This window comes from Pedobacter jaeyakensis (assembly GCF_054461315.1).
The window spans coordinates 1,648,732-1,670,617 of the sequence record NZ_CM136921.1; the positions used below are offsets into that span (position 1 = coordinate 1,648,732).

Consider the following 21,886-nt stretch of genomic DNA (forward strand, 5'->3'; position numbering starts at 1 on the left):
AGCCCTGTCTAGATGCCAACTACTAACTACTCTGCTATTGCATTAAGAATTTAAAGCTACCAATGTTTTTAAGTGCAATACCAGTTCCACGAACCACAGCGCGAAGCGGATCTTCAGCAACGTGTACGGGAAGCTTAGTTTTTGCGGCAACACGTTTATCCAATCCCCTCAATAATGCACCACCACCGGTTAAATAAATTCCGGTTTGATAAATATCAGCAGAAAGTTCTGGTGGAGTAATCTCCAACGCTTTTAGTATCGCCTCTTCAATTTTTGAAATTGATTTATCAAGGCAGTGTGCTATTTCTGTATAAGAAACTGTGATCTGTTTCGGAACACCCGTCATCAAATCTCTTCCTTGTACTGCAAAATCAGCTGGCGGATCAGATAATTCAGGTAATGCAGCACCCACTTCAATTTTTATTTTCTCAGCGGTACGGTCGCCAATCATGATATTGTGCTGCCTGCGAATGTAGTTTACAATGTCAGAATCGAAGTTATCTCCAGCAACGCGGATGGATTGATCACATACAATACCAGATAACGCAATAACAGCGATCTCTGTAGTTCCGCCACCGATATCGATGATCATGTTACCCATTGGTTCTTCTACGTCAATTCCGATACCCACAGCAGCAGCCATTGGCTCATGAATTAAATAAACCTCTTTAGCTCCGGCAATCTCTGCAGAATCTCTTACCGCACGTTTTTCCACTTCAGTAATTCCAGAAGGAATACATATGACCATTCTTAGGGAAGGGAACATCCATCCTTTACCACCGTTCAGCATGCGTATCATACCTTTAATCATTGCCTCAGCGGCATTGAAATCGGCAATAACACCATCCTTTAAGGGTCTTACTGTGCGGATATTGTCGTGGGTTTTACCCTCCATTTGCATGGCTTGTCTGCCAATTGCGATGATTTTGTTAGTTTGCCTGTCGAACGCAACAATAGATGGTTCATCAACAACTACTTTATCATTATGTATAATCAGGGTATTTGCGGTGCCTAAATCAATCGCAACTTCCTGTGTGAACCAATTAAATAAACCCATTTATAGGTGATGATTAAATTTTAAAACTTCTATGTACTATAGTAATGTAAAACTACGTCTTTTTATTGTATTCGACAGTAAATAATTAGTGTTTAAAATGCCTAACACCAGTAGTTACCATAGCAATTCCTTTTTCGTTTGCCATGTTAATGGAGTCGGCATCTTTTATGGACCCACCTGGCTGTAAAACTGCCGTAATACCTGCTTCAGCGGCAATTTCTACGCAATCTGGGAAAGGAAAAAATGCATCCGACGCCATTACAGAACCTTTTAAATCGAATTTAAAAGCATCAGCCTTAACAATTGCCTGCTTTAGCGCGTCAACTCTTGAAGTTTGCCCAACTCCGCTTGACAAAAGTTGGTTGTTTTTTACGAAAACGATGGTGTTCGACTTGGTATGTTTTACAATTTTGTTGGCGAAATGCAGGTCTTCCAATTCTTGCGCTGTAGGAATTTTTGTAGTAACTGCAGTCATCTGATCCGGGCCCTCAATAATCAAATCTTTATCCTGTTCAATCACGCCATTTAGTAAAGTTTTAAATTGCTTTTTACTAAGTTCCACATCATTTCTCTGCAAAATTACCCGGTTCTTTTTGCCACGGAAAAGCTCAACCGCCTCTGCCTGATAAGAAGGAGCAATCAGGACTTCAAAGAATAATTTGTTAATTTCTGTGGCTGTAGCCAAATCAATTTCTCTGTTTGCAATCAGTACACCTCCAAAAGCAGAAACCGGGTCACAGGCAAGGGCGATGTTCCATGCTTCAAGAACGCTTGGGTTAGAGGCTACGCCGCAAGCATTGGTGTGTTTTAATATAGCGAATGTGGGCGCCTCAAATTCATCGATCAACGCTACAGCAGCGTCAACATCTACCAAGTTGTTATAAGAAAGCTCTTTGCCGTTCAGTTTTGTAAACATTTGATCGAGATCACCATAGAATACGCCCTTTTGATGAGGGTTCTCTCCATATCTTAATGTCTGAGATTTACCAATACTTTGTTTAAATACAGTTAATGGGTTTTCTGTATTAAAGTAATTAAAAATAGCAGTATCGTAGTTGGATGAGGTATGGAACGCAGTTTTTGCATAAGCTTTACGTTGTTGCAAAGTAGTCTCTCCATTTTGGTTACCCAGTTGTTCAGCTAGAGTCGCATAATCATCTTTAGAAGCGATAATAACTACATCATTAAAGTTCTTTGCAGCAGCCCTGATTAAGGAGATGCCACCGATATCAATTTTTTCTATGATTTCTTCTTCAGTACCTCCGGCTTTTAGGGTTTCCTCAAAAGGGTATAAATCAACTATAACCAAATCAATCTCAGGAATCTCGTATTCAGCAATCTGGCTTTGATCAGAAGGTAATGCCCTACGGTTTAAAATACCGCCAAATACTTTTGGGTGTAATGTTTTTACCCTGCCGCCCAATATAGATGGGTATCCGGTTAGGTCTTCTACCGCTGTAACAGGCAAGCCCAGGTCTTTGATAAACTGTTCCGTACCGCCGGTAGAGAAAAGCTGCACGCCTTGCTCTGCAAGTAAACGAACTAATGGCTCAAGGCCATCCTTGTAATAAACTGAAATTAAAGCGTTTTTGATTTTAATTGATTGGCTCATCAGAGAAAAATTTTGAGCCGCAAAAGTAGTCATTTTTTTATCTTTTTTATAATGCTTTCCACAACACGGGGATAATGAAGATGCTCTAATTGCTGACCTTTAAATTTAACCATTTCCAGGTTGTCTCCCTTATCAATCTTGTACTTGGCCTGATAAATAAATTCGCCTTCATCGTAATTTGCATCCACGTAATGTATTGTTATGCCGCCCTCCGGTTCGTTGGCTGCCATCACTGCTTTGTGGACAAAATCCCCATACATGCCTTTTCCCCCAAATTTAGGTAATATTGCCGGGTGAATGTTGATGATTCTGCCAGGATATTCATCGATCAGGTTTTTTGGTATTAGCCATAAAAACCCTGCAAGAACAATGAGGTCAATGTCCAGATTTTTAAGTAAGTCGATAATGTTGTCGGTATGATAGAATTCATTCCTGTCAAACACATGTGAAGGAATCTCGAAATTATCGGCGCGTTGTAAAACGTATGCATCTGGATTGTTGGTTAAGACCAGTGCAATCTCGGCCTCGGCGTCACGTTTAAAATGTTCCATCAATTTCTGGGCATTTGAGCCAGAACCAGAAGCGAAAATAGCGATGTGTTTTTTCATAGGGTATTGTTGGTTGTTCAACGAGGCAGTTTCGTTTTATGCATTCTAAATCGTTAGATTGCTTCAAAAATAACATTTTATGTTTTCAAAGAAAGGCTTTGTGCTATATTTGTCCCATACAAGCGGCATATTTATCCCAGTAAATGATTCTTTTTAAGGAGAAACATGGGAGAAATACGGCGTAAGGGTGGGAGCTGTGGGAGCGCAATCTATTTTTAATTTACTGTTTGTTATTTTCAAAAAAATATTTATTAATGCTTTTGTATTTTAAAAACATTAATTCTATATTTGCAGTCCGAAAAAACAAGAAGTAATTGGGCTTGTCCCAAACTATAAAATATTATAATAACAAAAAATGGCAAATCATAAATCTTCACTAAAGAGAATTAGAGCAAACGCAACTAAACGTTTACGTAATAGATACCAGGCAAAAACTACTCGTACGTTTATTAAGAGATTGCGTGCTGCAGAAGATAAAAAAACTGGTCTTGAATTACTTCCAAAAGTAATTTCTATGTTAGATCGTTTGGCTAAAAAGAGTGTTATTCACAAAAATAAAGCCGCAAACAATAAATCTAAGTTGACTAAGTTTGTTAATAATTTAAAATAAGGTTGTTGTTTATTTAAAATAAACAGAGCTTAGCAAAATATTAAAACCTGATGTACAGTGTGCATCAGGTTTTTTTATGTCTAAAAATTGCAGTTCATGTTTTAATCATGGAAAAATATGAACAAAAACTTGGAATTAAGTTCTGGGCCGAAGCAGATAGGCCACGTGAGAAAATGCTGGTTAACGGAAGGCGACACCTTACTGATGCCGAACTCATCGCTATTCTAATTGGTTCCGGCAACAAAGACGAATCGGCTGTCGAGCTAAGTAAAAGAATTCTTTCGCACTTTAAGAACGATCTGGATTACCTCGGTAAAGCTTCCATCTCAGATCTTTCAAAATTTAAAGGAATAGGGGAGGCAAAAGCAATTTCAGTAGTTGCAGCACTGGAGCTGGGTAGACGGAGGAAGGATGTTATTACTACCGATATGCCTAAAATAAGTTCCTCTAGAGATGCGTTTCAAACATTGTTTCCGGCATTCTCTGATCTCAATCACGAAGAGTTCTGGATACTCCTGTTAAATCGTGGAAATTTGGTGATCGCTAAACACCTGGTTAGCAAAGGAGGCATGGCTGGTACTGTTGCTGATCCTAAGCTTATCTTTAAAGCTGCGCTTGATCATAATGCGGCAAATATCATATTGGCGCACAACCACCCCTCAGGAAATTTAAAGCCTAGCCATGAAGATATAAAGCTAACCGAAAAAATGGTGGCGGCTGGGCGAATGATGGACCTCCCGGTACTGGATCATTTGATTATTTCCAATCATAAATACCTTAGTTTTGGCGATGAGGGCTTGATATAATAATGTAAATTGGTCTGATGAACTTCCCCATTCAAATCGAGCTTTTCGGAGAACGCTTTCATTTACACTATATCTTTGAGGTGCTGGCTTTTTTTATCGGTATTAGGATTTACTACTATTTAAAAAGAAACACTGTAGACCCTATCTCTGATGAAAACCGATTGTGGATTATGCTTGGCGCAATGGCAGGAGCACTTTTTGGCTCCAGAGTAGTTGCAGTACTGGAAGATCCGTCAAGTCTTTCCCATCTCAGCTTCTCACTCATTTATGAAAGCAAAACAATTATAGGTGGTTTACTTTTTGGTTTGTTCGGTGTAGAACTCATCAAAAAAGCAATAGGAGTTAAGGTTGCGTCTGGCGATTTGTACGTCGTACCCATTGTCGTCGCCCTCTTTATTGGTAGAATTGGTTGTTTCTCAATGGGTATCGATGAGCCTGTGTATGGTGTAAAGACCAATTTTTTTACCGGTATGGATTTAGGAGATGGATTAAGCCGCCATCCAATCATGCTATATGAATTGATATTTCTCTTAATGTTGTTCCTCCTTTTCTACCTTATCAGAAATAAGGCAATGTTAAATGGTGATCGCTTTAAATTGTTTATGGTATTTTACTTTCTATTTAGGTTTTTCATTGAATTTCTAAAGCCATATCATCCATTATTCTTAAATTTAAGCAGTATCCACTGGTCTGCCGTTTTTATATTGTGCTATTATTATAAATTTATACATCGACTTACTCATTACTTCAACGCATGAAAACCAGAGACTACATTTATTACGATTACACGAAAAGCCTCTGTCCGGAGTGTTTAGAGCTTATTGACGCAAAGATTGTTTTTCAGGATGCTAAGGTATTCATGCTTAAATATTGTCGTACGCATGGTGATAGTAAAGTGATGATCGCAGACGATGTAGAATATTACAAGCAAATCAGAAATTTCAATAAGCAATCAGAAATGCCTTTGAAATTCAATACCAAGGTGCATTATGGTTGTCCTTACGACTGTGGCTTGTGCACGGATCACGAGCAACACTCCTGCCTAACGGTCATAGAAGTTACAGATCGGTGTAATTTGAGTTGTCCGACTTGCTACGCTATGTCCTCTCCAAATTACGGCCGGCACCGCACCTTAGACGAGATCAATAGGATGATGGATGTGGTGGTTGCCAATGAAGGCGAGCCCGATGTGGTGCAAATCTCCGGTGGTGAGCCGACTGTTCATCCTGATTTTTTTAAGATTCTTGATACAGCAAAGACAAAGCCAATCAAACATCTAATGGTAAACACCAACGGCATCAGGATAGCCAAGGATGTGAGTTTTGTGGAAAAGCTAGCTACTTACATGCCCGATTTTGAGATTTATTTGCAGTTTGATAGCTTCAATGCAGATGTTTTGCAAAAACTAAGGGGAGAGAACCTGACAGACGTAAGAAGAAAAGCTATAGACAACCTCAATAAATTTAATGTTTCCACCACATTGGTGGTGACACTTCAAAGAGGTCTAAACGATCATGAAATTGGTGATATATTGGACTATGCATTGAAGCAACCCTGCGTAAGAGGGGTAACTTTCCAGCCAACGCAAGTTGCCGGTAGAAATGACAATTACAATGATCAGGCAGGAAGAATTACGCTTACAGAGGTGCGGCGTAAAATTTATGAGCAATATCCTGTATTTACACCGGAAGATCTAATTCCCGTTCCTTGTAATCCAGACGCATTGTGTATGGCTTATGCATTGAAGGTGGACGACCAGGTTATCCCAATGACACATTTGATCAATCCGGACGATCTGTTAAACAACTCCAAAAATACCATTGTATTTGAGCATGATGAACAATTAAAACAGCATATGCTTAATCTTTTTAGTACAGGTATTTCTGTAGATTGTGCAAATGAGGAGTTTGGGGAGCTGATGTGCTGCTTACCCAGGGTAAAGTCAGACCACCTGAGTTACAATAATCTTTTTCGCATTATCATTATGAATTTCATGGATCCACTTGATTTTGACGTTCGGGCTGTTAAGAAATCCTGTGTTCACATTGTGAGTGATAAAATGAAGATCATCCCTTTTGAGACCATGAATATCTTTTACAGGGACAACAAAATTGATTTAATAAGGGAAAAGCTAAATATGAATTGACATGGAGGGATTTGGTATTTTATTAATAGGGTATTGGGGTGCCGTAGTTATGATCTTCTTGATTGGACTCATTAAAATTATTGTGGCCGCAATAAACGGGACTTCTTTAAAGAATGGTTTGAAGTTGCTTATCCTTTCCGTAATCATGGTAGTGATAGGGGCAGGGGCCTGCGCTTTAATGATGAGCGGTATTGGTACGATGTAATATAGGCAGTTGGAGGCTTTCTGCTTTCCGCTTTAAATAATATCTTTGCGGTTTCACACGGATATCATACCATGAAGATTTCATACAATTGGCTTAAGCAATTTATACAAACGGATAAAACTCCCCAAGAACTTTCACTGATTCTTACGGACATAGGATTGGAGGTAGAATCCCTGGAAACTGTTCAGCCTGTAGTTGGTGGCTTGGAAGGGCTGGTAACCGGCGAAGTGTTGACCTGTGTGCAGCATCCTAACGCAGATCGTTTGAGGGTAACTACAGTTGATGCAGGAACTGGAACCATATTGCAAATTGTTTGCGGTGCACCAAATGTTGCTGCAGGACAAAAAGTGATTGTTGCTACCGTTGGCACTACTGTTTTTCCAAACGAAGGAGAACCTTTCAAAATCAGTAAATCTAAGATTAGGGGAGAAGTATCAGAAGGAATGATTTGTGCCGAAGATGAAATAGGTCTTGGACATTCTCATGAAGGTATCATGGTACTTCCAGCAGATACACCCATCGGAATTCCTGCAAAAAAACACTTTAAGTTGGAGGAAGATTACCAATATGAGATCGGATTAACGCCCAACAGGGCTGATGCTGCTTCACATCTTGGTGTTGCCAGAGATTTAGTTGCGTACTTCCGTTCAAATGTCACTATGCCGGATATTTCTGGATTTGCAGCTTCCGCAGAGAAAGGCGATGTTTCGGTGACGATTGAAGATTCAGAGGCCTGTCCAAGATACAGCAGTGTATCAATCACAGGAGTTACAGTAGCAGCTTCACCAGATTGGTTGCAGGATAAATTGAAAGTAATCGGCATTAGGCCGATCAATAATATTGTAGATATTACGAATTATGTATTGCATGACCTTGGACAGCCATTGCATGCTTTTGATGCCGACAAGATAAGTGGCGGACAAATACTAGTTAAGAAATGTGCAGAGGGTACTCCTTTCATTACTCTTGATGATGTAACCCGTAAATTATCTGCAGAAGACCTGATGATCTGCGATTCCGAAAAGCCTTTATGTATTGCCGGTGTATTTGGAGGTAAGGATTCTGGTGTATCCGATACAACTTCCAACGTGTTTTTAGAAAGCGCTTACTTTAACGCGGTATCTGTTAGGAAGACAGCTAAACGCCATGGCTTAAAAACAGATGCGTCTTTTAGATTTGAACGCGGTACCGATCCTGAAATGACACTTTTCGCTTTAAAGCGCGCGGCTTTGCTGATTCGGGAAATAGCTGGTGGACAAATTTCTTCTGCTATTTCTGACATTTATCCGCAGCCAATTAAACCATTTGATGTGGAGGTTAGCTATCGTAATGTCAATAAGCTAATTGGTGCTGAGATCCCAAATTTAGAAATCAAGAGCATCATTACCGCATTGGGTATCTCGGTGATCAACGAGAGTAGCGAAGTATTGTCATTGCAAGTGCCTAGCTTTAAAGTTGATGTTACCCGCGAGTGCGACATCACCGAAGAGGTATTGAGAATATATGGTTACAACAACATCGCGATACCTAGCAAGGTAAATGCGTCGTTGTCATACAGTCCGAAACCAAGTAAGGAGCAAACGCAACATGTGATTGCTGATATGCTGACTGCTAATGGATTTTTAGAGATTTGGTGTAATTCACTCACTAAAGGCTCGTATTCAAAAGCACAGGAGGAAGCCGTTCAAATTTTAAATCCTCTCAGTTCTGATCTTAACGTGATGCGCCAGGAATTACTTATGCCGGCGCTGGAAAGTGTTGCTTACAATTTGAACAGAAAAAGTAATGATATCAAGTTCTATGAATTTGGTAAAACTTATCACTTAATTGGCGAGAAATATATAGAGAGGCCAAGGTTGTTGTTATTGATGTCTGGCTCAAGACAAACTGAACAGTGGAACCAAAAGCCTGTTGCTGTGAGTTTCTATCATTTAAAGGCAGCTGTAGATGCCGTAATTGGCAGGTTGGGTGTGAATAATTATCAGACAGAAGAAGTAAGCGGTGAGAATTTCGCTTACGGACTTAAATACTTTAGGGGTGATAAATCAATTGTGACGTTCGGGGCAGTTACGGTAGCAGACAAGAAAAAGAGTGACATAGACAAAGATGTTTACTATGCAGATTTCGACTGGGCTCTGTTATTGGATATCGTTAGGAAAAATAAAGTCCTGAATAAAGAAATCCCCAAATATCCAGCGGTTAGAAGAGATTTGTCTATGTTGGTTGATATCTCGGTAACCTTTGAGGAGTTGAAAGCCATTGCCTTTAAAACTGATAAAAAGTTAATCAAGAATGTACAGGTGTTTGATGTTTATGTTGGCGACAAATTGCCTGAGGGTAAGAAATCTTACGCATTGAACTTTTCACTGCAGGATGAAGAGCAAACACTGACGGACAAGCAGATTGATGCGGTTATGCAAAAGATAATACATAACTTAGCACAAACCGCTAAGGCGGAAATAAGAAAATAAATTTATAGCTTAGCATATAAGTATTAAAAAAGAAAATTTACGCACAAAATGTCTTCCGTTTCTGTTCAGTTAAACTCCGTTCTTAATAAAACAGCTCGCTTAATAGAGCTTTGTAGTGCATTGCAGGAGGAGAATGACTTGTTGAAGCTTGAAAATGAATCTGTAAAAGTTGCCATTAATGCAGCGAAAAATAAGACTCAAGACCTGGAGGAAAAACTAAGGGTTTTAAAACTTGCTAAAAGTATTGACGGAACAAGTGAAAAGTCTCTTGATATAAAGCAAAAAATTAACGAATTTGTGCGTGAAATTGATAAGTGTGTTGTATTGCTTAAGAAATAAGGAATACTGGAAAGTGAAACAAAGCTAAGAAATGGGAGAAATCTCGATAAAAATAACTATTTCTGACCGCATCTATCCCTTAAAGGTAAATACGGAAGAGGAAGAAATTGTAAGGCGTGCAGCCAAGATTATCAATGAACGCATAAAGGACTATCAGGAAAACTATGCGGTTAGAGATAAGCAGGATTTACTCTCTATGGCGGTATTGCATTATGCAACTGCTGTACTGAGGGTTGAAAACAAGGCTCAAAGCCAGGATACTGAGGTTGCAGACAAGGTTGAAGAATTAGATAGTTTATTAAGCGATTTTTTCTCCAAATAGGAGCGTTCTTTATATTAGTATTAAAATAAAACAAAGATATAGCCGCAGCTAGTTTTTGAGTTTCACTATTTTTAAAACTTAACACTTCAATATTTATAGGATTGAGCGAGTGTATTTCATCTGTATTTATACACCTGAAAATGACTGAAATCCTAATTATAACTCGTTGAGGTTTTTAAAACGTGGGACTTTTAAAGTTAGTTGCGGTTTTTTTTTAAATGAATTTTTTAAAATAGTGCATATTGCATGATTAGTTTTTACATAAAATAGAAATGGAAATAATAGGAATAATAGGATCTCTGCTCATCGGTTTAGCTATCGGTGTAGTTGTAGGTAGATTTCTGCTCCGTAGTTTGCTTAAGCAGCAGGAGGTAGCAGCACAGAATAAGGTTAAGAAGATTCTTAAAGAAGCAGAAAGTAATGCTGAAATATTAAAGAAGGACCGTTTGCTGGAAGCAAAAGAGAAATTCCTTCAAATGAAATCTGAGCATGAACAAGAAGTAAATGCTAAAAATAACCTGATCAACCAACGTGAGAATTCTTTAAAACAAAAGGAGCAATCACTAAATTCTAAGCTTGAAAATGCAACACGCAAAGATCAGGAGTTAGATAATCAACGTAAAAACCTCGAGAAGCAGACCGAAATTGCTCTTAAAAAACAGGAAGACGTTGAGCTTATTAAGAATCAGCATGTTAAACAATTGGAAACTATTGCAGGCCTGAGTGCTGAAGAAGCAAAGAACCAACTGGTAGAAAACATGAAGCAGGAAGCGCGAACTCAAGCAATGATCCAGGTAAAGGATATTGTTGACGAGGCCAAATTAACTGCCACAAAAGAAGCTAAAAAAGTGGTAATTCAAACCATTCAGCGTACCGCTGTTGAAGCTGCTATCGAGAATACTGTATCCATCTTTCATATTGAAAGCGATGAAATTAAAGGTAGGGTAATTGGTAGAGAAGGTCGTAACATCCGTGCCCTTGAAGCTGCTACCGGAATTGAGATCATTGTTGATGATACTCCAGAAGCAATTATTTTATCTGGTTTTGATCCGGTAAGAAGGGAAATTGCAAGGTTAGCCTTACACCGTTTGGTTACAGATGGTAGGATCCACCCGGCACGTATCGAAGAAGTAGTTGCTAAAACTAAAAAGCAGATTGAAGATGAGATTGTAGAGATTGGTGAGCGTACGGTGATTGATCTTCAGATTCATGGCCTGCACCCCGAATTGATTAGAATGGTTGGACGTATGCGTTACCGTTCATCTTACGGACAGAATCTACTTCATCACTCACGTGAAGTAGCCAACTTCTGTGCAACAATGGCTGCAGAACTTGGCTTGAATGCTAAGATGGCTAAAAGAGCAGGTTTGCTACATGATATCGGTAAAGTGCCTGATGATAACCCAGAGTTGCCGCACGCAATTTTAGGGATGCAACTGGCTGAAAAATATAAAGAGCATCCGGAAATTTGTAATGCCATTGGTGCCCACCATGATGAGATCGAGATGACCTCCATGATTTCTCCTATAATTCAAGCTTGTGATGCGATCTCCGGTGCGCGTCCGGGAGCCAGAAGAGAGGTAGTGGAAAGCTATATCAAACGATTAAAAGAACTGGAGGAATTGGCTTTGTCTTATCCAGGTGTGGAAAAGACGTTTGCTATACAGGCTGGGCGTGAGTTAAGGGTAGTTGTGGAAAGTGAAAGAGTAACTGATCAGCAGGCAGAATTATTAGCTGCAGACATCTCTAACAGAATACAAACGGAAATGACTTATCCAGGTCAGATAAAAGTTACGGTAATCAGGGAAACCAGATCAGTGGCGTTTGCGAAGTAGTTTTTCTTTGATATTTTCAAAAAAGCGACAGATGACCTGTCGCTTTTTTGTTTTACATTCAAAATTATTATATTGTGTAATATTATTAACTCAAACACTTGAATTGGGAGGGTGATTGACGTCAAGATAAGTTCGACATCGGTAAAGATTCGTAATGACTCCAGGTGACTCCAGATATAGTCCAGGGTAAGTTCAGGTATTTGTACAAAAGCTGGATTATGACTGGATTTTAACTGGGAAATTAGTGGATTTATTAAGAGATTTCATGGTTGTGAATGTTAACAGCACCCGATGACTAATTTATTTATAAAACTAACAAATGGCAAAATTTTCAGGGAATTTCTGGAGAGGTGTCGCAGGTGATGTAACTTTTAGGGAACATCGCGGACAACAGATTGTTACCGGCGCATCCCGGCTAACGAAAGATCAAATGACAGAAGGCAGTTTGAAAGCTGCTGATACGTTTGGGGCTGCCAGCGGTTTAAACAATTATATCAGGCCAACTTTTAATTTTAAGGGTGATGGAAATGTAAGCGGCCGTTTAGATGGCATGATGAACATTTGTTTGGACAGGTCAAAAAATAAAAAACTGGATATTTTTGAGTTTGATAAGGATAGTTTCAATTACATGGCAGGGTTCGAGTTTAATGAGAATACGCCCTTAAAAAAGCATTTCTATGCTCAGCCTAAAGTAGTTTTTTCAGGATTGAACCTTCAGATTCAAATCCCGACGATCAATACTAAGAAAGAAATAAAGTTTCATCCCGATGCGCACCATGCCAAGCCGGCTGTATCATTGGGCATGTTCGATATCATTAATGGGCAATATACCTATGCTGAAGTTCAAAATATAGAAATATTAGCAGGTCAATCGAAACCTACCTTTCCTGCTCGTTATCTTGATTTCATATTGAGTCCGGGTTGCCTGTGTATTGTGGCGCTTTCTCTTGTATATATTGAAAATACTTTTCTAGGGCCATCCTTTCTAAATAGTACTGCATTTAGCCCTGCAGCCATATTACACGCTACCCTGTCTGAAGGAAATCCTGAGCCAAAAGAGGATTGGGACGATATGGACATTGTTTTTATTACAGAAGTGCCACCAAAGAAAGCAATACATAGGGAAAAGGCATAATATATTCAACACTTAGGGAATATTTTTCCCCATATTAAATTCATATTATGTTTTGATTAACGAATTTATTAACTATAAATAAAATTAGAGAGATGTGTAGTTTTAAATAAATATTTAAAATTATCACTCATGAAAAGAAATTTATTAATCTTAGGAGCACTGCTGTGTTGGTTCTCATCCCTTAAAAGCCAAACATTAAATGCAAGCCCAACAACTATTACTACTGGTGGTCAAGTAACAGTTACAGGGAATTCTGAAAGCATTTATGGGTTTTTTAGCAGCCTTTATCTTGATGCAATACTTGTTACATCAGGAACATCCGGCAGTGTCACTGGAACAATAAGTCAGTTTGTACCATTTAATCCCACGACTTATAATGCCACTAGTTTTAAGTTAACTTTGACTAATAGCTCTTCAACACCGACTACGGTGTTAGTGAGATTGATGGTTACAAGACAAAACAATCCTAACAATACAAATACGCAATATGCACGCACGATAGAGCAATCTATCACCGTGAATCCGCAAGTTACTACTACTTATTACAATGCAGCCCGCTCTCAGGTGTTCAATAAAAATAATTGTGGAAGTGGTTATGTTGGAAGTGCTGTAACATACTCTGTTCCAGCAAACCAATATTCTTCAACTGTTTCTCAAGCTGACGCAGATGGAAAGGCTCAGAATCAAATAAATTTAAATGGGCAGTCCTATGCTAATACTAACGGAACTTGTGGCGTTGATTATAGCAATTGGGTTACTATGGCTAGTTTTCCTATGGTAAGCGACGATTTTTCTATTGATGTAGGATGGAATAAAAATCTAGTGAACACCCCAACTGTAAAAATGGAGATTTATCAAAATGGGGTATTTAAGGGAGTAATAGCGACCGGCGTACCTAATACAGGTTTACTCACTGGGATACATGTGATTCAGCTTCTTCAGTTAACCGGAACTGGCTTCGAATACGTAAAAGTTAAATTGATTTCTGAAGCCGACCCGAGCATTTTCGATTTTTCTTATGAGGAATATTGGATCGTTGATTAATCATTAACTTGAATTACGAAATCACTTACTAGAAATATTCGTTAATTATTAGTTATTGCATGCTAGGTAATTTAGATAACCTAGCATGCTCTATATATGTTGTCATAGAGCCTAACTCTAAATTCAGAAGTTATTTATTGCAACTAGCTGCCACGATAATTTCTATGAATCATTTTTTAAAAACTACGTTAATATTGTTTATATGCTTCAGTTCGGCAACTGCTCAAGATAACACTAGGCAATTCTTAAAAGTTATAAACAAAATTACTGGAAATCCAATTGAAGGTGTATTGATCGAAGTAATCAAGAATGATTTTCGATTCAAAACATACAGCGATAGTGTCGGTAGATTTTTCTTACCTCGAAAATACCTAAATCAAGATTACACTATTAGGGTTACCGACAATTATTTCATTGAACTTAATATTAATGGAGCATCAATTAAAAAACAGGCTGGAATTAGCAGCCTTATAAGGCTTAATCCTGCAATAGCCATGTTAAAAGAAGTGAATATTACTGCTAACAGACGTTATAGTGACACCATGACAATTAAACTCACAGATCAGCATTTTGAAAGATCTGTAATGGTTGATGATCTCTTCAAAAACACCAATGGCTTATACAAAGATAGCAAAGGTGAATTATACTTTAAGGGTAAGCGAGTTACAGATATTTTGATAGATGGACGTGAATTTTTTGGTAAAAATAATTTGAATGTCTACAAAGATTTTCCTGCATTGACTTTAGAGGATATTACTATCGTGGAGACAAATATTGATAGTTTATCTAATGCCACATTGACTCACCCAGAAGTAAAATTAAATTTCAAGTTAAAAGAAAAATTTAAAAGAGGTAGATTCGGAAATTTATCAGTAGGGATAGGTTCACTTAAAAGGTATTTTTTTAACACCGATACATATTTCTATAATACACATGAACAAGTTTCATTGATTTTTGGTGCAAACAACATAAGTCCCTATTCTTTAGCGGAGCCTGATGTTACCTTTTCATCGAATGGAAATGACTTAAACACATATATGCCAAAGCTTAGCTACCATAATTTTATTAACAGCCATCTAGAGCTAGATATATTAGTTACTGGCAAGAAGCAGAATAAGAAGTATCAATCCCAATCTGAAAGAAATGAAGAAAACCTGGATCAATTCTCTTCAACAAAAAATATTTCAAGTTCAGAGATGTATAGTTTGGAACCTAGTAACGTTACACTAACCTACAAGATTGATCCTTTGAAAAAAATTGTACTAAACGGAATTTCTTCTTTTAAAAATGAGTTGCAAATTGATTCATTACAATACATGATAAGTAATAGTAATTTAAATACAAATGCATCACTAGCTAAAAACATGGATTCTAAAGGATATTCACTTTTAACCAACCTTGAGTATGAGCAGAGACTTAAAAGGAAGACCGGACGTTATTTAAAGGTGAGTATTAATCATGTGATTCAATCCAATAAGATCGAAGAGAATAATACTATTTTAGATATTGATGATAAGAATGCTCGAAGATATGATATAACCGGGGATAGAAAACTAACAGATAAAAAAGTAGTCGTAAGTGGTGTATACAACGAACCTATTCTGTCGGATGGTACTTTGCAGGTAATGGTTAACTATCATAGTCAAAACTTAGTGTATCAGCCGGGAATTTATTCAGTTAACTCCCTATCCATACTTGATACAAGTGTCTTTATCTCATATTCCAACTATCAAGTTGGAGGTAAAATACGTAAGAACTTGGAATCCTTTTCTGTTGATGGATCGATATCAGGCATTTTATCCATGAGAAATATTCGTGAACAACAAAACGCGTTTATGAAATTTTTACCAAATGTTAACTTACTAATTAATCATAAGATTGACAAGAAAAATGAGCTAAACTTCCAATATGAAGTGACCCCTAACTATCCTAGACCCTATCAAGTTACCAATATAAATACTGCTTTTGATTTAGTTAGTCTAACGCGTGGGAATATATATTTAAATCCTGAAGTGAGAAGCCAACTAGGAGTAACTTACAATAAAAGATCATCAGATTTGTCTAACTCATCATTGTCTGGAAGATTTGAACATTATGAATCTAAATTTGGTTTTAAAATCGACAATGTTGGTGATAGCAACCAAGTATCGTATGTTGATAATATGGGCAAGGCCAATGCTGCACAGATAACTCTATCTACATCGAACAATCTGAAATCCGGAAATATCTTAGTTTACAACGCAAATATCCAATATTTGGAAACACCGATTACTAACAGGAATAAAAATTATATTAGCACTAGCATGGTATATAGCCAAACCGGCTCCTTGGCAATTACCTTGTTTAAAAGGATTTCAATCACACCGACTGTGAACATTGCTTTTAATAGACAAAAATATGAATCAAGTGGTTCTAATATATTTATGTTAAGTTATTCTGACAAAATCGCGTATAGCTTAGGCGCTTTTCGAATTTCTATATATCCCCTTTGTAATTTTAGTTATGCTGGTGATTTAAATAAGTCGCTCTCATGGGCTATCAATGGAGATATAAAGTTGGATATTTTTAAGAAAAATGGCACATTGTGGATGAAAGCGTATGATATTTTTAATTCATTTAAATATCAAAACAATTACGCAGGGCCTAGTTATATCCAGACGATCAAATATTCTAATTTAAATAGATATATTTTAATAGGAGTCAGCACTAAAATAAATAACATGAAATAATATGAAAGCAACTGAGAAAAAGGAATTAGATGTACTTTTTGATAAATATGCAGAGAGTCATCAGAACCATACCAACGAAATTATTCATTGGATTTGTGTGCCTTTAATCGTTTTTAGTTTACTCGGATTAGTTTGGGCCATGCCCTTCCCGCATTTGGAATTCTTGAAACAATATAATGGCTTTTTCAATTGGGCTTCTTTTTTAATTGCCTTTGCTTTGTACTATTACTTTACGCTTTCACCGGTGTTATCATTTCTAATGCTTTGGGTGGTTGGATTGATGAGTTTTGGGATTGTACAACTGGAGCATTGGCAGGCTGCTGGAGGCCCTTCACTATGGTTATCGTGCCTTGTTATATTTGTCTTGGCTTGGGTTGGTCAATTTATTGGTCATAAAATTGAAGGAAAGAAGCCGTCGTTTCTAGACGATGTTAAGTTCCTGTTAATTGGTCCGATATGGTTATTGCAATTTATATGCATACGAGTGGGTTTAAAATATTGAAACGGGAGGATGTTAATGTTAAATTAACATTGGGATAAACAAATGGTAATTTACATCTAACATATACCTAACATTGTGGTAATAGCTTTGCTGAAAATTAATATACAGCAAATTGAAATCACAATTGAATCTTAAGAAAGCAGTAGTTACTTTACTTTTTGTAATTATCGGCGCAGCGGCATTCGCACAAACAGGAAAAATTTCTGGTAAGGTATCTGATAAGAAGAGTGGTGAAACACTAATTGGTGTTACCGTTAAAATTAAAGGTACAACTAAAGGAATGGCCACCGATGTTGATGGTAAGTATTCTTTACCAGGCTTGGCAGCCGGAAAATATGTTTTGGTATATCAATATGTAGGTTATAATACCAAAGAAATTAGCGATGTTGAAGTATCGGCAGGTAAAACTACTGTATTCGATATCGTATTGGATGAAGCCGGTGGCGAGAATCTAAATGAAGTTGTTATACAGGGGAGTTTCAAAAAGGAGAGTGTAAATGCATTGTATGCAACACAGAAGAACAGTGCTTCCATTTCTGACGGTATTTCAAGTGATCAGATTAGGAAATCTCCAGATAAGAATACCTCTGAAGCATTAAAGCGCGTAAGCGGTGCTACGATACAAGACAACAAATTTGTTATCGTGAGGGGTTTGAGTGATCGTTACAATACTGCAACTCTTGATAATTCAACTTTGCCAAGCACCGAGCCAAACCGCAAGGCTTTCTCATTTGATATTGTCCCTTCAAACTTGGTTGACAAAATTACAATTAGCAAAACTGCAACGCCAGATCTTCCAGCAGATTTCGCCGGAGGTGCAGTACAGATCACAACTAAGGATATTCCCGAAGAAAACTTTATATCTTTCGGAGTAGGTACTAGTTACAATACCCAATCTACTTTTAAAGATTTTCTTGGTACTGGTAAAAATGCTTTGAATTACCTTGGTTTTGAAGATGGTTCAAAACAACTTGCTTCGAATTTCCCTTCAAGAAGTAGGATTGCAGCAGGTTTAACTCCAGCAAAAAATATATCTTCTTTGAAATCTCTACCTAATGATTTAAATATAAATCAGACGTCGGCAGCGCCTACCCAAAATTATCAGTTTAGTCTTGGGAGGGTAAAACAGTTTAAGAACGACAGTCGTTTTGGTGCGTTGGTTTCCTTGACTTATCGTAACTCTGAGACTATATATCAGGATGTGCAACGTTCTTTCTATGTTTATGATTATAATGATAATCAATATAGGTTTTCTACCAATCTTGGTGCCTTAGCGAATTTTGCTTACAGCTATGGTAAGAATAAAATTAGCTTCAAGAATATTTACAATCGTACTTATGACGATAATTATACAGAACGTACTGGTATAAACCTTGGATCAACTACGGTAAATAAATTCTATGCTTATGATGTATTGCAAAAATCATTATTCAAAAGTACTTTAGAAGGAGATCACCAGATTGGCGCTCCAAACAGTAAGTTGAAATGGACTGCTTCAGTTAGCAATGTAACTAATAATCAGCCAAATCAATTAAAAATCAATTATGCGAAAGCCTTAGCTTCTCAGAATGATACAAGTGTTCCATATTCAGCAAATGTTACTTCTTTAGGAAAAGAAAACACCCGTTTATTTACAGATTTAAGCGAAAATATTTATTCTGGAGATGTAAATTATAGTACTCCTTTTAAATTATTTAACGCATCTACAACATTCAAGGTTGGTTTAGGCTCGCAGTATCGTGAGCGTACCTTTACTGCAAGATTTATCGGTGCTGAATTGCAAACAAATATTGATCCTGCGCAATTCGATCAAATTAGGACGTTACCTGTTAATCAAATTTTTTCTAAATCGCTATTTCAATCTGGGGTTTATAAATTAAGTGAGATCGGAAGTGACGCAGATAATTATGATGCTAACTCTTTCACAAATTATGGCTACGCCATGTTGGATCAAAAGTTTGGCGAAAAATATAGAATCATTTATGGTTTAAGGGCAGAGAATTATCATGTACAGTTAAATACAAGTAAGCCATTAGTAGATGATACCAAACTGGATTTATTGCCTTCAGTAAACTTCACTTACAGCATTACTCCAAAAAGCAATTTTAGAGCTTCTTATTATAGAACCCTTGCAAGACCAGAATTTAGAGAATTGGCACCTTTTTCATTCTATGATTACGAGTTATTAGCAAATCAGGGAGGTAATCCAAACTTAAAGAGGACTTCAATCGATAATGCTGATTTAAGGTATGAGATATATCCTGGATCTGGTGAAATCCTCTCTTTCTCAGTATTCTACAAACACTTCAATAACGCAATTGAATCTTACCGTTATGACGTAATCTCTACGCCAGATATCTCTTACTTTAATACCACTAAAGCGCAAACATATGGTATAGAGTTGGAAGCACGTAAGAATTTAGGATTTATTAGCGACGCAGCTATAATAAAGAATACAACTGCATACGTTAATCTTTCCCTTATTAAGTCTACGGTTAAAAACCCAGATGATCAAAACTATATAGACAAAACGCGTCCAATGGTAGGTCAGTCTCCATATGTTATAAACGCAGGATTACAGCATACTACTCTTAATAATAAAGCGAATTTCAATTTGTTGTACAATAGGATAGGTAGAAGAATTGCACAAGCTAGCGGAATTAACTTCCCTAGTACTTGGGAAGCACCAAGAAATGTGTTCGATTTCCAGTTCGGGTATAAAGTACTTAAGAGTAAAGGAGAATTGAAGCTGAATGTTGGTGATATACTTAGCGAGCGTAATACTGTATATTTTGACTATAATAAGAATAAAAAATATGATGGTAATGCTGGCGGAGATGAGACTATATTTTCATACAAGCCAGGCACAAATATATCCTTATCATTTAACTACTCATTCTAAGTCTACTTAACAAATTGTTAATCTGAACTTAACAGCAAGGATAACTTAAATCAATCTATTTGCAATTATAATAAAAGACAAAAATAAAAACAGATGAAAAATAAATTTCTATTAGTAGCATTAACAGCTTTGTTCTTTGCAAGCTCTTGTAAAAAAAATACCGTTGAAGATGGTGGTGATCCACCAGTAGTTGTCCCTTCTAACACTGTTGAAGTAACAGGTGAAATCAGTTCTAATACAACCTGGACAGCAGATAAAATCTATTTGTTAAAAGGTTTTGTTTACGTGAGTAACAACGCAACGCTTACTATTGAGCCAGGAACCATTATCAAAGGTGATAAAGCTTCAAAAGCAACTTTAACTATAACTCGTGGTGCTAAAATTAACGCTACTGGTACTGCTGAAAAGCCAATCGTATTTACTTCAGCGCTTGCTGCGGGTGCACGTAGCCAAGGAGACTGGGGTGGTGTTATTTTATTAGGTAAAGCGCCAGTTAACCAAGGTAATGATGTCAAAATTGAGGGTGGTTTAGTACAACCAACAGGTAAAGATGAAAAAGCTTATATCTATTATGGTGGTACTGACGCAGCTGACAATTCAGGTACTATGAAATATGTACGTATTGAATATGCCGGCATAGCATTTTCAGTTGATAATGAGATAAATGGACTCACAATGGGTGGTGTTGGAAATGGTACAACTTTAGATTACATACAAGTTTATCGTTCTGGTGACGATGCTTTTGAGTGGTTTGGTGGTACGGTTAATGCAAAGCACTTATTAGCTATCGCTTCTTGGGATGATGATTTTGATACAGATTTTGGCTATTCAGGTAATGTACAGTTTGCTTTGGCTCAACGTGTTTCAACTGTTGCTGATCAATCTGGATCAAATGGATTCGAATCTGATAACGATGGTAACGGATCTAACCTACTTCCTAAGACTTCCGCAGTTTTCTCTAACGTAACAATTTTAGGCCCAATCAAAGCAACTGGTGGTTCATATAATGCAAACTTCCAAAATGGTGCTCAGATTCGTCGTAATTCTTCAATCAGCATATTCAACTCAGTAATATCTGGTTTCCCAGTAGGCTTATATGTTGATGATACTAAAGTTGCTACAGCAGGTGCAACTTCAACTAACTTTACTACTGGTTCTGCAGTATTTTCAAACAACTTGGTCTACGGAAGCAAAACAGATTTAACTGTAAGTACTGCTTCAGCTCTAGCTGATGTGACCAGTAAATTAGCCGGTACAGTATTTTCAAATACAGCATTTGCAGGGGCTTTGTTTACTTCTCCATACCTTTATACTAGCGATTATGGCGTTGGAACTGGGTCAGCGATAACACTTGGAACTGCTAATTTCACCTTGTCAGCTACTTCAGCAGCAGCGACAGGAGCATCGTTTACACATGATAAAGTAAAATCTACTGCAATATTTACACAAGTGGCTTACAAAGGTGCTTTCGGTACTGACAACTGGGCAGCAGGATGGGCAACAGTTGATGCTCAAACTTTGGCTTACACAACTCCTGGTGCAGTAAAATAGTCTATATATTTG

Annotated in this window: 18 protein-coding genes; 15 read left to right on the forward strand and 3 right to left on the reverse strand. The window is 37.4% G+C overall.

Features of this window, described 5'->3' with window-relative positions; genetic code table 11:
* Positions 1 to 34: 34 nt before the first annotated feature.
* The 3 genes from ACXZ1K_RS07275 to purN form a co-directional block, all read right to left on the reverse strand.
* A complete protein-coding gene (locus ACXZ1K_RS07275; protein WP_458972723.1) occupies positions 35 to 1,057 on the reverse strand; it encodes a rod shape-determining protein in 1,023 nt (340 codons plus the stop codon).
* Between the two features lie 85 nt (positions 1,058 to 1,142).
* Positions 1,143 to 2,669: a bifunctional phosphoribosylaminoimidazolecarboxamide formyltransferase/IMP cyclohydrolase gene (gene purH / locus ACXZ1K_RS07280; RefSeq protein WP_458972724.1), complete on the reverse strand. Its 1,527-nt coding sequence runs from the start codon at positions 2,667 to 2,669 to the stop codon at positions 1,143 to 1,145.
* Between the two features lie 29 nt (positions 2,670 to 2,698).
* Positions 2,699 to 3,277: a phosphoribosylglycinamide formyltransferase gene (gene purN / locus ACXZ1K_RS07285; RefSeq protein WP_458972725.1), complete on the reverse strand. Its 579-nt coding sequence runs from the start codon at positions 3,275 to 3,277 to the stop codon at positions 2,699 to 2,701.
* A 355-nt stretch (positions 3,278 to 3,632) separates the two neighbouring features.
* Between purN and rpsT the strand changes: the two genes are divergently transcribed.
* From rpsT to ACXZ1K_RS07360, 15 genes are all read left to right on the forward strand, one after another.
* Entirely contained in the window at positions 3,633 to 3,887 is a 255-nt protein-coding gene (gene rpsT, locus ACXZ1K_RS07290; protein WP_458972726.1) for a 30S ribosomal protein S20, read from the forward strand.
* 107 nt (positions 3,888 to 3,994) lie between these two features.
* Complete coding sequence (radC, locus tag ACXZ1K_RS07295) at positions 3,995 to 4,693, forward strand: RadC family protein (RefSeq protein WP_458972727.1); 699 nt, start codon at positions 3,995 to 3,997, stop codon at positions 4,691 to 4,693.
* Between the two features lie 17 nt (positions 4,694 to 4,710).
* Positions 4,711 to 5,451 carry a prolipoprotein diacylglyceryl transferase gene (locus ACXZ1K_RS07300; protein WP_458972728.1) on the forward strand — a complete coding sequence of 247 codons (741 nt, stop codon included), beginning with the start codon at positions 4,711 to 4,713 and terminating at the stop codon, positions 5,449 to 5,451.
* Positions 5,448 to 6,839, forward strand: a complete 1,392-nt coding sequence (locus ACXZ1K_RS07305; RefSeq protein WP_458972729.1) for a radical SAM protein — start codon at positions 5,448 to 5,450, stop codon at positions 6,837 to 6,839. The genes ACXZ1K_RS07300 and ACXZ1K_RS07305 overlap by 4 nt, the downstream gene beginning before the upstream one ends.
* A gap of 1 nt (position 6,840) precedes the next feature.
* A complete protein-coding gene (locus ACXZ1K_RS07310) occupies positions 6,841 to 7,044 on the forward strand; it encodes a hypothetical protein (RefSeq protein ID WP_458972730.1) in 204 nt (67 codons plus the stop codon).
* Between the two features lie 71 nt (positions 7,045 to 7,115).
* Positions 7,116 to 9,515, forward strand: a complete 2,400-nt coding sequence (pheT, locus tag ACXZ1K_RS07315) for a phenylalanine--tRNA ligase subunit beta (protein ID WP_458972731.1) — start codon at positions 7,116 to 7,118, stop codon at positions 9,513 to 9,515.
* Between the two features lie 48 nt (positions 9,516 to 9,563).
* Positions 9,564 to 9,854, forward strand: coding sequence for a hypothetical protein (locus ACXZ1K_RS07320; RefSeq protein WP_458972732.1), 291 nt, complete (start codon positions 9,564 to 9,566; stop codon positions 9,852 to 9,854).
* 31 nt (positions 9,855 to 9,885) lie between these two features.
* Positions 9,886 to 10,176: a cell division protein ZapA gene (locus tag ACXZ1K_RS07325; protein WP_458972733.1), complete on the forward strand. Its 291-nt coding sequence runs from the start codon at positions 9,886 to 9,888 to the stop codon at positions 10,174 to 10,176.
* Positions 10,177 to 10,448: 272 nt separating this feature from the next.
* On the forward strand, positions 10,449 to 12,011 hold the full coding sequence (gene rny / locus ACXZ1K_RS07330) for a ribonuclease Y (protein WP_458972734.1): 1,563 nt from the start codon (positions 10,449 to 10,451) through the stop codon (positions 12,009 to 12,011).
* A 319-nt stretch (positions 12,012 to 12,330) separates the two neighbouring features.
* Entirely contained in the window at positions 12,331 to 13,146 is an 816-nt protein-coding gene (locus ACXZ1K_RS07335; protein ID WP_458972735.1) for a hypothetical protein, read from the forward strand.
* A gap of 129 nt (positions 13,147 to 13,275) precedes the next feature.
* Positions 13,276 to 14,190 (forward strand): DUF5977 domain-containing protein, encoded by a 915-nt coding sequence (locus ACXZ1K_RS07340; protein ID WP_458972736.1) that lies wholly within the window; start codon positions 13,276 to 13,278, stop codon positions 14,188 to 14,190.
* A 164-nt stretch (positions 14,191 to 14,354) separates the two neighbouring features.
* Entirely contained in the window at positions 14,355 to 16,919 is a 2,565-nt protein-coding gene (locus ACXZ1K_RS07345; RefSeq protein ID WP_458972737.1) for an outer membrane beta-barrel protein, read from the forward strand.
* A 1-nt stretch (position 16,920) separates the two neighbouring features.
* The gene (locus ACXZ1K_RS07350; protein WP_458972738.1) at positions 16,921 to 17,421 is read left to right on the forward strand and encodes an Mpo1 family 2-hydroxy fatty acid dioxygenase; all 501 of its coding nucleotides are present in this window, start codon (positions 16,921 to 16,923) and stop codon (positions 17,419 to 17,421) included.
* A 112-nt stretch (positions 17,422 to 17,533) separates the two neighbouring features.
* Positions 17,534 to 20,323 carry a TonB-dependent receptor gene (locus ACXZ1K_RS07355; protein ID WP_458972739.1) on the forward strand — a complete coding sequence of 930 codons (2,790 nt, stop codon included), beginning with the start codon at positions 17,534 to 17,536 and terminating at the stop codon, positions 20,321 to 20,323.
* A gap of 93 nt (positions 20,324 to 20,416) precedes the next feature.
* Entirely contained in the window at positions 20,417 to 21,874 is a 1,458-nt protein-coding gene (locus ACXZ1K_RS07360; RefSeq protein ID WP_458972740.1) for a hypothetical protein, read from the forward strand.
* The last annotated feature ends 12 nt before the right edge of the window (positions 21,875 to 21,886 follow it).